This window comes from Paenibacillus sp. JJ-100, from assembly GCF_948329825.1.
In the GTDB taxonomy this organism is placed as follows: Bacteria; Bacillota; Bacilli; order Paenibacillales; family Paenibacillaceae; genus Paenibacillus.
The window spans coordinates 133,656-150,754 of record NZ_CAOJCM010000007.1 but is presented as its reverse complement, the minus strand read 5'-3'; the positions used below and the strand labels follow the sequence as shown (position 1 = coordinate 150,754).

The 17,099-nt window shown below is 46.5% G+C and carries 16 protein-coding genes; 5 read left to right on the top strand and 11 right to left on the bottom strand.

The window, feature by feature from the left end; genetic code table 11:
* Nucleotides 1-165: 165 nt before the first annotated feature.
* Together PQG66_RS21515 and xylA are read right to left on the bottom strand one after the other, a co-directional pair.
* Nucleotides 166-354: a hypothetical protein gene (locus tag PQG66_RS21515; RefSeq protein WP_272039870.1), complete on the bottom strand. Its 189-nt coding sequence runs from the start codon at nucleotides 352-354 to the stop codon at nucleotides 166-168.
* A gap of 99 nt (nucleotides 355-453) precedes the next feature.
* Nucleotides 454-1,770 (bottom strand): xylose isomerase, encoded by a 1,317-nt coding sequence (xylA, locus tag PQG66_RS21510; protein WP_272039869.1) that lies wholly within the window; start codon nucleotides 1,768-1,770, stop codon nucleotides 454-456.
* Nucleotides 1,771-1,983: 213 nt separating this feature from the next.
* On the opposite strand from xylA, the gene PQG66_RS21505 reads away from it, so the two are divergent.
* Both PQG66_RS21505 and PQG66_RS21500 read left to right on the top strand, forming a co-directional pair.
* The gene (locus tag PQG66_RS21505) at nucleotides 1,984-3,147 is read left to right on the top strand and encodes an ROK family transcriptional regulator (RefSeq protein ID WP_272039868.1); all 1,164 of its coding nucleotides are present in this window, start codon (nucleotides 1,984-1,986) and stop codon (nucleotides 3,145-3,147) included.
* 152 nt (nucleotides 3,148-3,299) lie between these two features.
* Complete coding sequence (locus PQG66_RS21500) at nucleotides 3,300-3,497, top strand: hypothetical protein (RefSeq protein ID WP_272039867.1); 198 nt, start codon at nucleotides 3,300-3,302, stop codon at nucleotides 3,495-3,497.
* Between the two features lie 216 nt (nucleotides 3,498-3,713).
* Here the strand turns inward: PQG66_RS21500 and PQG66_RS21495 are convergent, their stop codons facing one another.
* Nucleotides 3,714-3,944 (bottom strand): glutaredoxin family protein, encoded by a 231-nt coding sequence (locus tag PQG66_RS21495; RefSeq protein WP_272039866.1) that lies wholly within the window; start codon nucleotides 3,942-3,944, stop codon nucleotides 3,714-3,716.
* 124 nt (nucleotides 3,945-4,068) lie between these two features.
* Nucleotides 4,069-5,010: a thioredoxin-disulfide reductase gene (gene trxB / locus PQG66_RS21490; protein ID WP_272039865.1), complete on the bottom strand. Its 942-nt coding sequence runs from the start codon at nucleotides 5,008-5,010 to the stop codon at nucleotides 4,069-4,071.
* 256 nt (nucleotides 5,011-5,266) lie between these two features.
* Between trxB and PQG66_RS21485 the strand changes: the two genes are divergently transcribed.
* Nucleotides 5,267-5,998 carry a ZIP family metal transporter gene (locus tag PQG66_RS21485; protein ID WP_272039864.1) on the top strand — a complete coding sequence of 244 codons (732 nt, stop codon included), beginning with the start codon at nucleotides 5,267-5,269 and terminating at the stop codon, nucleotides 5,996-5,998.
* Between the two features lie 209 nt (nucleotides 5,999-6,207).
* Here the strand turns inward: PQG66_RS21485 and PQG66_RS21480 are convergent, their stop codons facing one another.
* A complete protein-coding gene (locus PQG66_RS21480) occupies nucleotides 6,208-7,017 on the bottom strand; it encodes an alpha/beta fold hydrolase (protein ID WP_272039863.1) in 810 nt (269 codons plus the stop codon).
* A gap of 151 nt (nucleotides 7,018-7,168) precedes the next feature.
* Entirely contained in the window at nucleotides 7,169-9,139 is a 1,971-nt protein-coding gene (locus PQG66_RS21475; protein WP_442955153.1) for a heavy metal translocating P-type ATPase, read from the bottom strand.
* Between the two features lie 66 nt (nucleotides 9,140-9,205).
* Between PQG66_RS21475 and PQG66_RS21470 the strand changes: the two genes are divergently transcribed.
* Nucleotides 9,206-9,373: a hypothetical protein gene (locus PQG66_RS21470; protein WP_272039861.1), complete on the top strand. Its 168-nt coding sequence runs from the start codon at nucleotides 9,206-9,208 to the stop codon at nucleotides 9,371-9,373.
* A 60-nt stretch (nucleotides 9,374-9,433) separates the two neighbouring features.
* Here the strand turns inward: PQG66_RS21470 and PQG66_RS21465 are convergent, their stop codons facing one another.
* From PQG66_RS21465 to PQG66_RS21445, 5 genes are all read right to left on the bottom strand, one after another.
* Nucleotides 9,434-10,366 (bottom strand): ROK family protein, encoded by a 933-nt coding sequence (locus PQG66_RS21465; RefSeq protein WP_272039860.1) that lies wholly within the window; start codon nucleotides 10,364-10,366, stop codon nucleotides 9,434-9,436.
* A 19-nt stretch (nucleotides 10,367-10,385) separates the two neighbouring features.
* Nucleotides 10,386-11,867, bottom strand: coding sequence for a glycoside hydrolase family 32 protein (locus PQG66_RS21460; protein WP_272039859.1), 1,482 nt, complete (start codon nucleotides 11,865-11,867; stop codon nucleotides 10,386-10,388).
* Between the two features lie 93 nt (nucleotides 11,868-11,960).
* On the bottom strand, nucleotides 11,961-13,568 hold the full coding sequence (locus PQG66_RS21455) for an ABC transporter substrate-binding protein (protein ID WP_272039858.1): 1,608 nt from the start codon (nucleotides 13,566-13,568) through the stop codon (nucleotides 11,961-11,963).
* 56 nt (nucleotides 13,569-13,624) lie between these two features.
* Entirely contained in the window at nucleotides 13,625-14,506 is an 882-nt protein-coding gene (locus PQG66_RS21450) for a carbohydrate ABC transporter permease (protein WP_272039857.1), read from the bottom strand.
* 15 nt (nucleotides 14,507-14,521) lie between these two features.
* Nucleotides 14,522-15,457 carry an ABC transporter permease gene (locus PQG66_RS21445; RefSeq protein WP_272039955.1) on the bottom strand — a complete coding sequence of 312 codons (936 nt, stop codon included), beginning with the start codon at nucleotides 15,455-15,457 and terminating at the stop codon, nucleotides 14,522-14,524.
* Between the two features lie 453 nt (nucleotides 15,458-15,910).
* Between PQG66_RS21445 and PQG66_RS21440 the strand changes: the two genes are divergently transcribed.
* Entirely contained in the window at nucleotides 15,911-16,978 is a 1,068-nt protein-coding gene (locus PQG66_RS21440) for a LacI family DNA-binding transcriptional regulator (protein WP_272039856.1), read from the top strand.
* Nucleotides 16,979-17,099 lie beyond the last annotated feature (121 nt).

Here is a 17,099-nt window from a genome sequence, read left to right as displayed (position 1 = left end):
GAGGCTCCAATGTCTTCACTTTGACATTGGTTTATGAAAAACCTTGGGTGCGGCATGGTGGGTCACTCCGTGTGCAGAAAACCCTTCGATCGCCCTTACCCCCGGATTTCCTCACTTCCCCCTCTTCAAGGGTGAAATCCGGTTGTAAATGCGAGCACTTCGTTTCTACGGGTTCTTTCTGTCCACTCCGTTCCGCATGCCGCTCTTAACCTTGCCTTCAAACGGTACAACCGTACTCTTTTGCAGCAAAGGAGCTCCAAGCGACAACAAACCGTCCCCGCCTTCCCAGAGGAAAGCGGGGACGGTATGAATGTCACGCTTATTCAACGTCCACGGCGCAAGCTTGACCCGCACCGAGTAGGAAGCTATATGCTCCTGCTTTATTCTTGCCCATGATTTCAGTCAGAAGCAAGCTGCACATCAGGGCATCCATGCCTTCCTCTATGACTGATCTTAGTCAGCCAGAATGTATTGGTTCAGTTTTGCTCTCAGCAATTCCTGACGTCCGGATTGGTTTTTGCGTGGGTTTTCGTTGTTCAAAGCATACTCAGCCAGGGAAGCAAGCGTTGCTTTACCCGCAACGACATCTGCACCGATCCCTTCGTTGAAGCTGCTGTAACGCTGTTCGATGAACTCATCGAATACGCGATCTTCAATCAGTTTCGCTGCTACTTTCAGACCTTTCGCATACGTGTCCATTCCCGCAATATGAGCCAGGAACAGATCCTCAGGCTCGAAGGAGCCACGACGAACTTTCGCATCAAAGTTCACGCCACCTTTACCCAGACCACCGTTTTTCAACACTTCATACATGGTCAGCGTAGCATCGTACATATCAACCGGGAACTCGTCCGTATCCCAGCCAATCAGCAGATCGCCTTGGTTCGCATCCAGGGAACCGAGCATGCCGTTAATACGAGCTACACGGATCTCATGGTCAAACGTATGCCCTGCCAGTGTTGCATGGTTCGCTTCAAGGTTCAGCTTGAAGTGATTTTGCAGATCATATTTTTGCAAGAACGCAATAGAAGTCGCTGCGTCAAAATCATATTGATGCTTCGTTGGCTCTTTTGGTTTAGGCTCAATCAGGAACTGAGCGTCAAAACCAATTTCTTTTGCATAATCCACAGCCATATGGAACATACGAGCAATGTTGTCTTGCTCCAATTGCATGTCGGTGTTCAGCAATGTGTCGTAACCTTCACGACCACCCCAGAATACATAGTTTTCTGCACCCAGACGTTTACCTACTTCCAGACCTTTCTTGATCTGAGCTGCTGCGTGAGCATATACATCCGCGTTGCAAGTCGATGCTGCACCAAACATAAAGCGCGGGTTAGAGAACATGTTAGCCGTGTTCCAGAGCAGTTTTTTGCCACTTGCTTTCATGTGTTCTTCCAGCAAATCAACGATGGTATCGATGTTGCTGTAGAATTCGCGCAGCGTTGCCCCTTCCGGAGCGATATCTACATCGTGGAAACAGTAGTAAGGCAGGTTCATTTTTTCCATAAATTCAAATGCAGCTTCTACACGAACTTTCGCTTTGTCCAGACCCGAATAGCTATCCCATGAACGCACTGCTGTCTCAGCACCAAATGGATCGCTACCCCCTGCTGTTAATGTATGCCAGTACGCCATACCGAAACGGAAGTGCTCTTCCATCGTTTTGCCAGCGACAACTTCTTGCGGATTATAATGTTTAAAAGCAAATGGATTCTTGGAATCTTTACCTTCGAATGCAATCTTATTAACGGATTCAAAATAGGCCATGTGATAAATGCCTCCTCAAAAGTTTTAAAAGAAATAGTTAAAGAAATCGTTTACACCGTTATCCTAACATATCGTTTTCACTTTGTCTATCCATTAAACAAAGTAAAAATAAAATTGTTTTTTCCCTGTTCGTTTGCGCTATAATAGTCGAATAGCTTCTTAGCGGATAAGGATTAGAATCACGGTTATAGAGAATAGGAGTGCCTTAACGATATGAAAATTACCGGAGACCAGATGCTGGTCAAAAAAATAAACAAGTCCATCGTCCTTGATACGATTCGTCGTCACGCCCCTCTTTCCCGGGCGAAATTGTCTGAAGTAACAGGTCTGAACAAAGCAACGGTATCCAATCTTGTGGCGGATCTGATCAGCGAAGAGCTGGTTCAGGAGATCGGACCTGGAGAATCCAGTGGCGGGCGCAAACCCTTGATGTTACTTTTTCGAGGGACAGCTGGATATGCTGTTGGTCTGGAACTGAGCGTGACTCGTCTGAAAGGTGTGCTCACCGATCTGGAGGGGCACATCGTTGCCGAATACGCTGTCGATCTGGAGCAGCATGATACCGCTTCTGTATTTGAACAATTGAAACTGGCTGCCGATCACTTGATTATTCAGGCGCCCCCCTCCCCACACGGGGTAATCGGCATTGGCATTGGTGTTCCCGGAATGGTCGATGAACAAGGCACCGTACTGTTTGCGCCCAACTTAGGATGGGAAATGGTTCCCTTACGAGCCATGTTGGAAGAGAACTTTAAGCTTCCTGTCACGATTGATAATGAGGCCAACGCAGGAGCTCGCGGCGAACTGCATTTTGGTGCAGGTGTAGGCGTACGTCATCTGATCTATATTAGCGCAGGGATCGGGATTGGTTCAGGCATTATGGTGGATGGTGAATTATATAAGGGTGCTTGGGGATACGCTGGTGAGACTGGACACATGTCCATTGAAGCTGAGGGTCTACCATGTTCTTGCGGTAATCGGGGATGCTGGGAGCTATATGCCTCGGAAAAAGTATATGAAAACCCGGATCAGCAGCATCTGCCTGCATATACGACCAAGGAACTGATTGAGCACGCTCAGAATGGGCACGAAGCGGTGTTAGCGTTGTACACTACCATAGGACGCAAGCTGGGCATTGGGATTACCAATATCGTCAATAGCTTTAACCCAGAGCGTATTATCATTGGAGGGCCTCTTTCGGAAGCCAGACCCTGGATCGAGGCGGCACTCACTCAGGTGGTAGAGGAACGCACTCTGCCTTATCATCGTCGGAGTCTGCAAGTAGAATGGGCGGCGCTCGGTAGCCGTTCGACCCGAATTGGAGCGGCTTATTCCGCTGTATCCCAGTTTTTAGGAAATGTACGCATCTCTGTTTAATAGTTAGCTTATAATCTTTAAATTGACAAGATTTCGCCCCATTTCCTCCCTTTTTGTTAAAGAAATCCAGAGGTATAATGAGATTATGTGATTTTTGTCATGGCAGTGATCTGACTGCTGTGTTATCCGATAATGAAACGGAGTGAAAACTCGTGACCTACGTGGATACATCAGATATCAACGCGCAAATGTTTGTCACCGTACTCCTGTTCCTGATTGTACTTGCGCCCCTGTTCAGCCTGGGTATACTTCGATTATTTCAGAGCAAAAAGAAAGCTGGTTTCATGTACATGCTGTCAGGTTTACTGGTGTATGTCGTATTTCAGACATTTATGAGTATTTTTTTCTAGCCTGATCAAGGAGACGCTTATACGCAATGTCCTCAAGTCTAGACGTTGCTTTACGCGTCTTCCTTTTTCTTCACTCCATCTGAAAAATAAAGAAAACCGCACCTCTACAGGTACGGTTTTCTTTCTCTTCACTTCTATATTCAAACGGTTCGCGCGAACCGGAATAGAGTTACTTTTTTTCACCTTTTACCCACGTTCAGATCTGCTCGTTATCAATTAAGCGTCCAGAACTTTGGCGAATTGAGTTTTGTTCATGCCCAGAATACGGTGTTCACCAATCACAGTTAGAGGCACAGCACGTACACCCATATCCCATACTTGTTGTGCGAACTCGTCGTTTGTTTCGATGTTGCGCTCTTCGTAAGTAATACCTTTTTCATCAAGGAAAGACTTGACGGATTTGCAGTTCGGGCAGTTCGTGGATGTGTATACAATTACGTTTTCCATGTGTAATTCACCTCATAATTAATATTTAGTATATATGGTTAATTATTTATAAGCTTAAAGAAGCATGATTCAAACACTGGACTTCCAGCTTGTTATTCTATATCCATTATTCAATGGTTCCGAATTACAACGCTACCGCGCTGTGCTCCAGACTTTCAATGAATTTCTCTGCATCCAAAGCAGCCATACATCCGCTACCTGCAGCTGTGATCGCTTGTTTGTAGCGTGTATCCTGAACGTCACCACATGCGAATACGCCTGGGATGTTTGTTTCAGAAGTACCTGGTGTGGTCAAAATGTAACCATGCTCGTCCGTAGTAATCTGACCACCAAGGAAACCTGTGTTAGGTGTGTGACCAATCGCTACGAATACGCCGCTTGCCGGAATCACTTCTTCTTCGCCGGTTGCGTTGTTGAGTACTTTCAAGCCAGTAACGCCATTCTCACCAGCAAGAATTTCAAGTGGTGTGCGGTTGAGAGCCATCTCCACTTTTTCGTTGCTACGTGCACGATCTTGCATGATTTTGGAACCACGCAGTTCCTCACGACGGTGCACCAGTGTCACTTTGGTACCAAAACGGGACAGGAAATTCGCTTCTTCGAGTGCAGAATCGCCGCCACCAATAACAATGATTTCTTTGTTACGGAAGAAGAATCCGTCACATGTCGCACATGTGCTGACACCACGGCCTACGTTCGTTTCTTCACCAGGAATACCCAGATATTTAGCAGATGCACCTGTGGACAGAATCAGGGTTTCGGATACAAGTTCTCCCATGCCCTCTACTTGAACTTTGAATGGACGTTCGCTCATGTCGACGCTGTTTACCCAACCCGTGCGGAATTCTGCACCAAAACGCTCCGCTTGCTTACGCATGTTATCCATCAATTCAGGCCCCATGATCCCATCAGGGAAACCCGGGAAGTTCTCCACATCCGTCGTTGTAGTCAGTTGTCCCCCAGGTTGAGGTCCTTCGATAACAAGTGGATTCAGGTTGGCACGTGCCAGATAGATTGCTGCTGTCAGCCCTGCAGGGCCTGTTCCGATAATAATGGATTTATACATGTATAGTTCCTCCCCCAGGTTCTGCAAAAAGGTCAGGTTCTCCGGCATCAAAAGCGCGGGCGTTTGCATACACTAAAACGGATAGCCCACCTCATGTCCACCAAGACTGCCTGTACATGAACCTTTCACCTATGCAGAAACGGAATTGTAATTTATAATTATTCTAATCTGTAGTTCATTATGATCTCTTTTATGTACGGTGTCAATGCTAGGCAGCGATTATGAAGAAGTCTTCATCAGGAGGGAAAAAGGAAGTATGAACGACGCTCTACTAGGCAGTATTATTTCGGCCATGTCTACTGGACTTGGGGCCGTGCCCATTCTATTTATGCGTAAAATATCACATCGGTTGCGTGACATTCTGCTCGCTTATGCAGCGGGTATCATGACCTCCGCATCGGTGTACAATCTCATTCCGGAAGCACTCGGACAGTCCAATTTGTTTGTACTCGCTTTTGGCATTATGCTCGGAAGCTTGGTCCTGCTTGTGCTGGAGATGCGTATTCCTCACGTAGATCTGGAAAATCCGGAGAAAATGCCATTCAAAATCGAAGGCAAAGCCTTTATGATCATCGCCGCCATCACAATGCATAACTTGCCGGAAGGATTGTCTGTCGGTGTAAGTTACGCGAGTACGGATGAGAATCTGGGGAACCTGATCGCCTTCTCCATCGGACTGCAAAATGCACCGGAAGGGTTTCTCGTCGCTCTCTTTCTCGTCAATCAGAACATCGGCCGTTTCAAAGCACTTGGTATCGCCACGCTAACCGGAGCTGTAGAGATTGTAACGTCTATGATTGGATTTACACTCAGCAGTTTAGTCGCTGGCCTTGTACCATACGGTCTGGCGTTTGCAGCCGGTGCGATGATGTTCATCGTGTACAAAGAGCTTATTCCCGAAAGCCATGGCGATGGCAACGCACGCGTAGCCACGATCTCCTTCCTGCTTGGTCTGATTACCATGATCGGTCTGACTGAGCTATTCTAACGGAGTATAAGCTATCACGCTACAGGCTAAGAGCAAAATTAAACGTTTCATATAAAAACCAGAAAAACCCGAACAACAGCCGCAAGCTGAAGTCGGGTTCTTTATTTTGCCACAAATGAAGATTGCATGAACGTACTGAAACTTTCCGAAGCTATTCAATAAATTTTCATATGTTCTGTTTATATGACAGCAAGTCTGTATCCATAAGATCAAGATTGAATAAATCGAATCAGTTCCGCATTATATTTTTCCAATTCATCGTAAAACGCACCGTGCCCACTCTCTTCAAACACGACCATTTCGGCTGAAGGGATCGCCTTTTGCATCTGTTCAGCTAATTCAAACGGGCAGATCTCATCTTTTTTACCGTGGAAAATAGCCGTAGGCACCTGAATCGTTTCCAGCTCCCCGCGCAAATCCTCATCCCGCAGTGCCATAGCACTGCTGATCGTACCATAAGATGAAGCTTCCATGCCTAGCGCATGGAACCATTCCATGAATGGCTTGCTGTGCTCTTTCGCAAAAAACATCCCGCCAAATGTATCTAGCAGCTTCGGTCGATCCGTAAAAATCGGCTCAATAATCTGTTCGTTCAGCTCATCTGGCGTCAAGCCGTACGGATACCCTTCACGCTGCGTGAATACAGGAGCTGCCGCTGACAATAGGGCGAGCTTGGAAACTCCGTGCCCCTGATGACGCGCCATGTAATGTGCCGCAATCGCACCGCCCATGGAGAAACCGGCAAGCACTACATCCGTTAGCTCCAGTTCATCAATAACTGCCCTTACATCATCCGCCATGCGGTCATAATCATATCCGGTAGACGGTTTATCCGATAAGCCGTAACCTCTGAAATCCATCGCAATGGTACGAATGCCATGGTTCGGTAGCACATTTAACTGGTATTCAAACATTTTATAATTGACAGGCCAGCCGTGCAAAAATAGCACCGGAGTCCCCTCACCAATATCTTCAACATATACTTTTACATTTGGTTCTACTTGTACGTAACGGCCCATTTTTCACAACTCCCTTATCATTAGTAAAATCGTTAATCATACATTAAGATACGTTATCACGCCTCTTCGACTATTACCCTCTGATCACAGGTTCAAACGGGAGCCATACGTAATATCTGATGATAAGATAACCCACTCACGGTGTTCATCGTTAACGCAGCAGCCTCAATCCATTCAGAATGACAAGAATTGTACTTCCCTCATGACCCACCACCCCGAGCGGCAGAGCTACATCCTGCAAAAAATTACCCGCAATTAACGCTAGAATGACCGTAATGGCAAACCCCATATTGTACTTCACGGTGCGCTGTGCTCGCCGAGCCTGCCCAATCACCCAGGCAATCTCTTCAATGTTATCGTTCATAAGCACCGCATCGGCAACCTCAATGGCTGTTCCGCTTCCGGACAACCCCATACCCATGCCTACTGTCGCTGCTGCAAGTGCAGGCGCATCGTTAACCCCATCCCCAACCATGAGGACATGACCATATTGTTCACGGAGCGCTTGCACCTGTCTGACCTTATCTTCAGGCAGCAAGTCTGCATAGACCAGACTAACTCCCGTTTCACGAGCAATCACCGAGGCTGTACGAGCACGGTCACCGGTTAACATCGCCACTTTGACACCCATACTCTCCAGCTTTTGCACGGCAACGGCAGCTTGTGGACGAATCAGATCCCGCATGGCAATCAAGCCAGCAAACTCACCATTGATCGTTACAGCAGATATCGTTTTACCTTCCTGTTCCAATTGGGTACATATCTTCTCCCATTCTGCTACAGACCGTTCGCCTTCTCTCGTTTGCATCCCTACCATTCCATTCTGTCGCCCTATCCTCCATACCTCTCCGTTTACTATCCCCTCGATGCCGTGCCCGGTTATCGACTGGACATGCTCCGCTTCTTGTATAGGCAAATTCTCCTTGTTAGCCTGTTCCACAATTGCCCGTGCAAGAGGATGCATGGAGAGATTTTCAATCGATGCTACCGCAGATAATAACTGCTCTCTAGTTACGGTGGATACGGTAAGGATATCCGTTACTTGAGGTGTACCCATGGTGAGTGTACCTGTTTTGTCAAAAGCAACCACCTTAGTTTGAGCAATATTCTCCATATGTGCCCCTCCCTTGAAGAGAATACCTCGGCGGGCACTACTGGACATTGCAGACAGCATGACAGGCATGATGGACGACACGAGCGCACAAGGCGAAGCCACCACAAGAAAGACCATCGCTTTGTAAAATGCTTCATTCCACGTCCACCCCAACAGTATCGGTGTTCCTACAATAACGACGAGGGTAACCCCTACAACAATACGTGCATAGATCCCTTCAAATCGTTCCATAAACCGCTGAGAGTCCGGCACCTCGGCTTGTGCCTCCTCCACTAACTTGATGATCTTTCCAAACAAAGATCCCTCCGCCGATTTCGTGACCTCGACATATAATGCTCCCTCACCGTTCACAGTACCTGCGTAAACTTCGTCGCCTGCACTTTTATCGACGGGCATAGATTCTCCGGTAATCGACGATTGATTGATAAAGGAACTTCCCCGATAGACGACGCCATCCGCAGGAATCAGCTCTCCCGGCTTCACCAGTAACAGATCACCCGGCTTTAGATCCTCAATAGCCACGATATGCATCTGTCCATCCTCAATCCGCAATGCCGTCTCTGGCTTAAGGGCCAACAAAGAAGAGATGTCCTTGTGACTGCGCTCTGTCGCATAACTTTCCAATGCACCACTGAGGGCAAAAATGAAGATCAGCATCGCACCTTCGTTCCAGTAGCCAATAGTGGCTGCTCCAAGTGAAGCGGCAATCATCAGCAGGTTAACATCCAGGTCCCGCTCCTTAACCAGAGTTTCAACGCCTTCCTTGGCTTTCGTCCAGCCACCAATGGCATATGCAGCAATGTAGAGGATCACCGATAACGTAGCAAAATAAGGTGAAATCCCCCAAGCAATCAGCATCATCACACCACTTCCTAACGCTGCCTGCATCTCCTTGTTCTGCAACATTGCCCGTAAGTTAGGTCTCTTCCTCCGGTTCGGGCCTGGAGTAGGGGCTGAGTGTTGCTTGGCTTGCTGTTTTCCTTGCATAGGCTGATGTATCGCTTGCATAGAAATCACATTCCCTTCACTTGAGTTTTAGAATAAACGTGCTGCTTTTTTGCCTTTGTATTGAGAATGAGATCCATTGTTATTGCCCTAAAAATGGCACATGCTGCTGCGGGAATCCCGCAGCAGCATGGTTTAGAACTGATTTTGCATTCTCAGCAGATCGAAGATTCAGTGAGAATGATAATCATTTTTGCACTTATACAATTATTTTTACTCAATACAACTTTTGCTTAATTATATGCCTGTGCCGTTCATTTGTAAATGGGTGTTTATCGGAACGGTGCGCTATTCCAACTACGAAGTGGATAGGTATCCATCCTTTTCAGAATCTGAATATGATAATTCCGTTGTTGCGAGTTCCAGCGCCTCCATACCCAAGACGAGTGCACCATATAAACCTGCTTGTTGTCCCAAGCCTGGTTGAACAATATATTGATCGATATTTTGCAGCAGTTCGGATACATTCACATAACCATTGAGATTCTGGACAACCCGTTCCCGAATCATGGGAAACAGATGCGTTTGCTGCATGACTCCACCCCCCAGGATGACCTTCTGCGGCGAATGCAGCAGGATCGATGTTGTGATGGACTCCGCAATGTAGAAGGATTCGATCTCCCACGCCAGGTGGTCGCTGGGCAGCTCACTTCCAGGCCTTGCCCAGCGTGCTTCGATGGCCGGTCCTGCGGCCAGTCCTTCCAGACAATCGCCATGATAGTTGCATAAGCCAACAAAGTGATCATGAGGATGCCTTCTTGTCCGAATATGTCCGCCTTCAGGATGCAATAATCCGTGTACCCTTTTCCCTCCGGCGATGAGTCCCACGCCAACCCCAGTGCCAATCGTATAATATACGCAGTTGTCTAGGCCCTGAGCAGCTCCCCATGTACTTTCACCTAGTGCAGCGGCATTCACATCCGTATCCCACCCGATAGGAAGTCCGAATTCACGCTTCAAGATGCCAACCACGTTACAGTTGTTCCATCCCGGCTTGGGAGTTGTCGTGATACAACCATAAGAAGGGCTATCCGGTTGCAGGTCGATCGGACCAAAGGAGCCAATGCCGATCGCAGCCACGCCTTTACCCCGAAAATAATCCCTAACTTTAGCGAGTGTAATCTCGGGATGTTCCGTCGGAAAACTACACCAGTCCTCCAGATTTCCTTGTTCATCGCCTATTCCACATACGAATTTAGTTCCGCCTGCTTCAATTGCACCTATACGCATCGACCTGACCCCCTCCTCTTCATTTGTTATTAATCGCCATTTTTGCTGGAGTCAACTCGTAGATATCAAGAGAGGAGAAGACTACGTTGTCGTCATCGGCATCTACCGTGATTCGTTTCGCTTCCGCATCCGGATAGATCAGATCGGTAATAACGGCCTGCCCCCCATTGGCAAATACCTCAACTGATGAAGAATCTATATACATACGCAGATGATGATCTCCATTCTCTGACTGAATGCTTGCTGTATGACGTCCCCCGAAATGCTCATGAAAATCAACGATGCCTGATCGCTCGCGATCGACGTACACTTCTTGCCGACTCGCATCGATGCCAACAACCGTTTGATGATTTGCGCTGCTTCGCAATTTAAAGTGAACGGATTGCTCGGATATCCACTTCGCATCGACTTCATAGCTCTCCAATTGCAGGTTAGTAAGGTGAGTCCTAGCCTCTTTGACTGTTACGTTCTGCAAAGACAATATCGGTCTCCGGGCTAGTTCAAGCTCACGGGCAGGACGCTGAACCAACGTTATTTTTCCATTTATCGTTTCCAAACTCAGTTCACGGGCTATAGTCATGACGCCGCGGTAACCTTCTGTAGGCGTTTGGTTGGCATACATCCAATTGCTCATCCAGCCCATAAACAGCCGTCTGCCGTCATCTGCCGGAATGTCCGACCAACTGACCCCCGCGTAGTTGTCCCGTCCATAGTCAAGCCAACGCACAGTGTGGGAAGCTTCATCCGGGACAAAGGTCGAACCATCAAACTCCCCGGTAAAGTATTGAGTTCGCGAACCTTCCTTAAACGCAGGATCTGCACCAATGCTCACAAGCATAACCCATTTTATATGCTGATTATTTCCATCCACTGCTAGCGGAAACAGGTCAGGACACTCCCATACACCGTCATGTGAACCGATGCCTGCACCGAATTCACTCCCGAGAGTCCACTCCTTCAGATTGGGAGAACGATATAGACAAACGCTCTGGCCACAGGCAATAATCATCACCCATTCCTTCGTCTGCTCATGCCAGAACACCTTGGGATCGCGAAAATCTACGAATGACTCATGCTGCAGTACCGGATTTCCCTTATATTTGTCCCATGTGCGGCCATTGTCCTTGCTGTACGCAATGCTTTGCCGCTGAACCGGCTGATCGTTCGGTACTTCCAAGTGGTGAGTGAAAATGGCTACTAGTCCTGGCTCCTCATCAAAGAAACCGGAAGTATTGTTCCAATCTACCACAGCACTGCCTGAGAAGATCATGCCATGTTCATCCGGCGCCAAAGCCACAGACAGCTCTTCCCAGGTAAAGAGGTCCTTGGTCACAGCGTGTCCCCAATGCATGGGTCCCCATGTATTACCGTACGGGTGATATTGATAGAACAGGTGGTACTCACCTTTGAAGAAAACCATTCCGTTAGGATCATTCATCCACTTCTCTTTTGGCGAGAAATGATAGGTACTGCGGTAATCGTTTGTTGAAATTGTAGACATGCTGATTCTCTCCTCTACATAGACCGGTTTGCCAGAAACTCTGATGTCTAAGCAGGTTGCTACTCGAAGTCAAAGTCTCCGTGTCCGATTCGTTTATTGTGTGTTACGGTCGTATCCTGCTTGTTTGATTTGAAGCCATTCCTGTAATCCAAGACGATCCAGCTCTTTCAGATAGGCATTCCACTCCTGCTCAATCTTCCCGTTCTGATACCATTCCGTGCGCATGCGCAGTACATAGGCGAACAGGTCGGTTTCAATGGTAGACAGTCGGTCAAGCTCGTCGATGGAGAAGAATACGCTTGGGTAAACGTTATCTGCTTTCATATGCGGAACCATAACCCGATCAAGAAGCTCCATACGCCATGCAGCATCTTCCGGTTTGGTTGTATACTTGTCGTAATAACTATCCAGAATAGCCAGCGGTCCGGCAATGCTTGTTTTTTGTCTCAGTTCGACAGGCGCTGCCCCTTCCAGCGGCAGATGCTTCAGCATACCTTTGGCTTCATCGAATTCAAAAATATTTTGCTGGGTTTCATCTCCGTACGTTCCCCAGTTATTTTGGATCGACTGGAGCGGTTCGTATAGCTGGTCCACCCACTTTGCTGTAGATTCCAGATTTTTATTACTGCTCGTGATGACCATACGTCCTCGGTCGAGCCCGATTCCGTTGGTTCTTGTCACATTTCTCTCTCCGTTCGGACCAGCAACCGGTGGCAAAACATCATATGTGTCATTCATCCCCGTAATGTTTGCCTTATCCCAAGTGAAATACATGCCGTACTTATGATCCTTACCCTTGGCTAGATACGTATTCCAATCCTGCTGATAAGCTTCCACATCAACAAGGCCTTCCTGCACAAGCTCATGGATGAATTTCACGGCTTCCTTGTAGCCATCATCCGCTGCGGTAAAGACTACCTTTCCATCGTTCGTCACTACAGTATGGTCCCAGTTCTCGCCAAGTCCAAATGCCGCAAAGAGAGATGTCAGATCTTCACCGCCCGGCTTGTTAATGAACGACAACGGAATTTCGTCTGCCTTCCCATTCCCATTCGGATCCTGCGTTTTGAATGCGATCAGCACCTTTTTCAATTCCTCCGTGGTCGTTGGCATCTTCAGTCCAAGCTTGTTCAACCACTCCACATTGATCCAGGGCAAATTATCCACCGCTTGGATCCGCTGTTTGCCGCTTCCGAGCTCCTCGATCCATGGAAAAGAATAAATATGTCCATCCGGTGCTGTGATCATGCTCTTGTATTCCGGAGCTTCCTTTAATACCTTTTGCAGATTGGGCATATATTGATCGATCAAGTCTTCAAGCGGAATAATAGCCCCGTCTTTGGCCAGCTTCAAGAGATCATAATCCCCGTAACCCGCGTCAAAAATGGCATCGGGCAAATCCCCGCTGGCTACCGCCAGATTTCTTTTTTCGGCAAACACATCACTCGTATAGTTCTTCCAGTTGATATGCACATTGGTCTTTTCCTCAAGCCTTTTGTTAATCAGCTTCTCGTTGGGATCGGCCGGAGCCAGCGGCGAGCTTTGCGTTATAAAATTCAATGTCACTTTCCCATCCGGAGACTGAGCTTCACTTGCTGCCCCTCCCCCGCTCCCACCACAAGCCGAGAGCAGCAGCATAGCAGACAACATCGAAACGGAAAGCGTTGTAATGGCTCTTTTGGACTTTTTCATTTTTTTCATGACATGACCTCCACTTTATAGGATTGGATCTGACTAGCGATATCTCAGGCTGTTCACTATTTGAGTGAACCTACCATGACACCCTTCTCGAAATACTTTTGAAAAAACGGATACATGATAATCAGCGGCAGACTCGAGATAACAATCGCAGAGTACTTAATCATCTCGGAAAGCCGTTTGAGCTCTGCCATAGCAAGCTGATCACTGATCATGCCCGGCGCAGCCTGATTCTGGATCAATATGGAACGCAGAACAAGCTGTAAGGGGTGCAGATTGGGATTATCCAGATAAATCATGGCATCGAAATATGAATTCCATTGTCCGACGAACGCATACAAGGCGAGGACAAATATGATGGGTTTAGACAACGGAATGACAATCTGGAAGAAAATCTTCATATCCGAAGCGCCATCCACGTTCGCAGCTTCTTTGAGTTCCCTTGGGACACCTTTGAAAAACGTTCTGGATAGAATGATGTTCCACACGTTAACGGCTCCAGGAATAATGATCGCCCATATCGTATCGAGCATCCCGAGATTGCGTACGAGCAGATAAGTGGGAATGAGACCGCCGCCAAAGAACATCGTGATGATAAATATCACCATGAAGAAACCTCTTCCCGCCAGTCTTTCCTCAGACAATGCATAACCTGCACAGATTGAGACCGCAACGGTCATGAAGGCAAAGGAAACGGAGTATAACACCGCATTCGCGAAACCTCGAATCATGGCCGGATTGGATAAAATCATCTGATAGCCGTCCAGACTCCAGTCGGATACGTTAAAGGACAAACCTTGGTTCAGCAGTACCGTTGGGTCCATAAAGGAAGCGATAACGATATAAATGAGAGGAACCACCACAACCAGTACAGCACACGTTAGAAAAATGGCATTCAGTGCAAGGATCAGACGATCCAACCCTGTCGGTTTAATAGTCATGCGCAACACTCCTTCCTAATAAAGGCCTTCGCCTTCGTTTAATTTCTTCACGATCAGATTCACGGTAATCAGCAGGATGACATTAATGATGGAGTTGAATAATCCAACTGCCGCAGAATAGGCGTAATCACCTGACTGCAATCCGACCTTATATACATAGGTGGCAATAATTTCCGAGGATGGCAGATTCATAGATGTTTGCATTAAGTACGCCTTCTCGAATCCGATGGACATAATTCCGCCCGCCGCAAGGATAAAGACGATGGCCATAATCGGACGAATGGTCGGAAGATCGATGTGGCGAATGCGCTGAAGAAGATTGGCACCATCCAGATTGGCCGCATTGTGAAGCTCGGGATCGACATTGGCCAAAGCTGCAACGTATATAATCGAAGCCCAGCCTGCTCCAGTCCAGATATCGGACAAAATGTAAATCCAGCGGAAATATTCAGGTTCGGACATAAACATAATCGGCTGACCTGTAATCCATGTGGTTAATTGATTAATGGGACCTGTCGGCGATAAAAAAATAAACAACATGCCCACAACAACGACAACGGATATAAAATTAGGTGCATATAGAAACAATTGAATATTTTTCTTCACAGCAGCTTTTCGCACCTGATTTAGCATGAGAGCCAGCAGAATAGGTATAGGGAAACTGAAAATCAGCCCCAAAAAGCTGAGTTTAAGCGTATTCATAAATATGACGTCAAAATTGGGTGAAGCTAAAAATTTCTCGAAATGCTTCAAGCCCACCCACTCACTACCCATGATGCCCTTGATCGGACTGAAGTCCTTGAATGCGATAATAGCCCCATACATCGGAATGTATTTAAAGATCAAAGTCAGGATGAGCGCTGGCGCAAGCAATACATACAAAAAATAATTTTTTTTCATTTGCTGCAGTAGGTTAAAAAGAGAGCTTCTCTCCTTGAGGCCGTTCGCCATCCTTTTATTCGTGTTCACTGTTTTCTCCAACACATGACCTCCATTCATGAATGTAATTCACAATCGTTTACAGTAAGGGTTTACAACATTTACAATTGCATATTCAATATTTTACAATTTATCAGAATCGAATCCAATATGTCAATACAAAATGTAAAAATTAAATGTGCATATGCTCAATGTTAGCACAACAATAATTGTGTAAAAGATAGGTGAAAAGCTCAGAAACCTTGCTGAATCAGATGTTAAAATACTATGTTGCGTCTAACTTCGATTCATGTCATGAAAATGTGAGATTTCCCCATTTGCAAATTACGATAAAAATTAGGTTTACAAAAACATATTAATCTTGTGCATTTGTAAAAATGAGATTGCTATTTACCCTGATATATTATACATTTGGGTTAAGACATATTTGAGATAATGAATTGACCATTAGAGGTGAGATATAACATGGCAAAAGAGAAAGTGACGATACAGGATATCGCGGATGCTTTGGGCATTTCCAGAAATACAGCTTCCAAAGCCCTTAATGATAGCGGGAACATTCCTGAAGAGACACGGAATCGGGTAATTAGAAAAGCGATTGAGTTAAAATACAAACAATTCGCTTACGTGGAGAGCGAACAGATTCTTAGCAAAACGCCGGGCAATATCGCCCTGTTAACAGAAAACCTTCCTAATACGTCTCACTTTGGATCATTGTTAATCAGTGGACTGGAGAAAAGAATCAGTGCAGAGGGGTATAATCTTTCGATCCATATCGTTCGTGCAGTTGATCAGGATAGCCCGACATTACCAAACAATTTTGATGTTTCAAAAGTGGACGGCATCATTTGCATCGAGTTATTTAATCTGGAATACACCCGCCTTATTACAGAGCTCGGAATTCCTACGATCTTTATCGATTGTGCAGCTAACATTTGTTATCCGGATTTCCATGCCGATCTGTTACTTATGGAGAATGAACATAGTATCTACCATTTAACCAAAAAACTCATAGATAGCGGCTGCAATAGTATCGGTTTTGCCGGGGATTACAATCACTGTAAAAGCTTTAATGAACGATGGATGGGATATAACCGCGCGATGCTGGAATCAGGACTGCAGGTAGATCTCTCCCACTGCATTACAGATAATGATAAGCTGTTCTTCTCAAAACCTGGTTGGTTGAAGGAGCGGGTGTCTGCACTAGAGACATTCCCTTCGGCGTATGTATGCGCTAATGACTTCATTGCGGTTGAGCTAATCAAGGCCTTTAAATCAAGAGATGTGACGGTTCCGCAGGATATTGTGGTATGTGGATTCGATAACGCACCTGAATCAAGAATCATTGAGCCTCCTTTAACGACGGTCCATATCTACAGCAACGAGATGGGGATTAAGGCGGCAGAAATGCTGTTGTCCCGAATCGACAACCCGGAACAGCCTTACCAGGTCTCACATATCGTGACTACACCTATTATGAGAGAGTCCACACCTGGTATATTGCCGGACAAACTGACTCTTGTAAGCCAATAAAGGAAAACATAATGCACTCTAGCTTTACTCAATCTACCATTAGTATCGTGCTCTTTGAGCTGATGGAATAAAAAAAGAAGTGAGCACCCACCAGAGGGTTGTCTCACTTCTTCGCAACTTT

Bases quoted from the DNA above. Each gene is read 5' to 3' on its own strand.
- xylA (WP_272039869.1), bottom strand. From the start codon at position 1,770: ATGGCCTATTTTGAATCCGTTAATAAGATTGCATTCGAAGGTAAAGAT.
- PQG66_RS21505 (WP_272039868.1), top strand. From the start codon at position 1,984: ATGAAAATTACCGGAGACCAGATGCTGGTCAAAAAAATAAACAAGTCC.
- PQG66_RS21495 (WP_272039866.1), bottom strand. From the start codon at position 3,944: ATGGAAAACGTAATTGTATACACATCCACGAACTGCCCGAACTGCAAA.
- trxB (WP_272039865.1), bottom strand. From the start codon at position 5,010: ATGTATAAATCCATTATTATCGGAACAGGCCCTGCAGGGCTGACAGCA.
- PQG66_RS21485 (WP_272039864.1), top strand. From the start codon at position 5,267: ATGAACGACGCTCTACTAGGCAGTATTATTTCGGCCATGTCTACTGGA.
- PQG66_RS21480 (WP_272039863.1), bottom strand. From the start codon at position 7,017: ATGGGCCGTTACGTACAAGTAGAACCAAATGTAAAAGTATATGTTGAA.
- PQG66_RS21475 (WP_442955153.1), bottom strand. From the start codon at position 9,139: ATGCAAGCGATACATCAGCCTATGCAAGGAAAACAGCAAGCCAAGCAA.
- PQG66_RS21470 (WP_272039861.1), top strand. From the start codon at position 9,206: ATGAGATCCATTGTTATTGCCCTAAAAATGGCACATGCTGCTGCGGGA.
- PQG66_RS21465 (WP_272039860.1), bottom strand. From the start codon at position 10,366: ATGCGTATAGGTGCAATTGAAGCAGGCGGAACTAAATTCGTATGTGGA.
- PQG66_RS21460 (WP_272039859.1), bottom strand. From the start codon at position 11,867: ATGTCTACAATTTCAACAAACGATTACCGCAGTACCTATCATTTCTCG.
- PQG66_RS21455 (WP_272039858.1), bottom strand. From the start codon at position 13,568: ATGAAAAAAATGAAAAAGTCCAAAAGAGCCATTACAACGCTTTCCGTT.
- PQG66_RS21450 (WP_272039857.1), bottom strand. From the start codon at position 14,506: ATGACTATTAAACCGACAGGGTTGGATCGTCTGATCCTTGCACTGAAT.
- PQG66_RS21445 (WP_272039955.1), bottom strand. From the start codon at position 15,457: ATGGCGAACGGCCTCAAGGAGAGAAGCTCTCTTTTTAACCTACTGCAG.
- PQG66_RS21440 (WP_272039856.1), top strand. From the start codon at position 15,911: ATGGCAAAAGAGAAAGTGACGATACAGGATATCGCGGATGCTTTGGGC.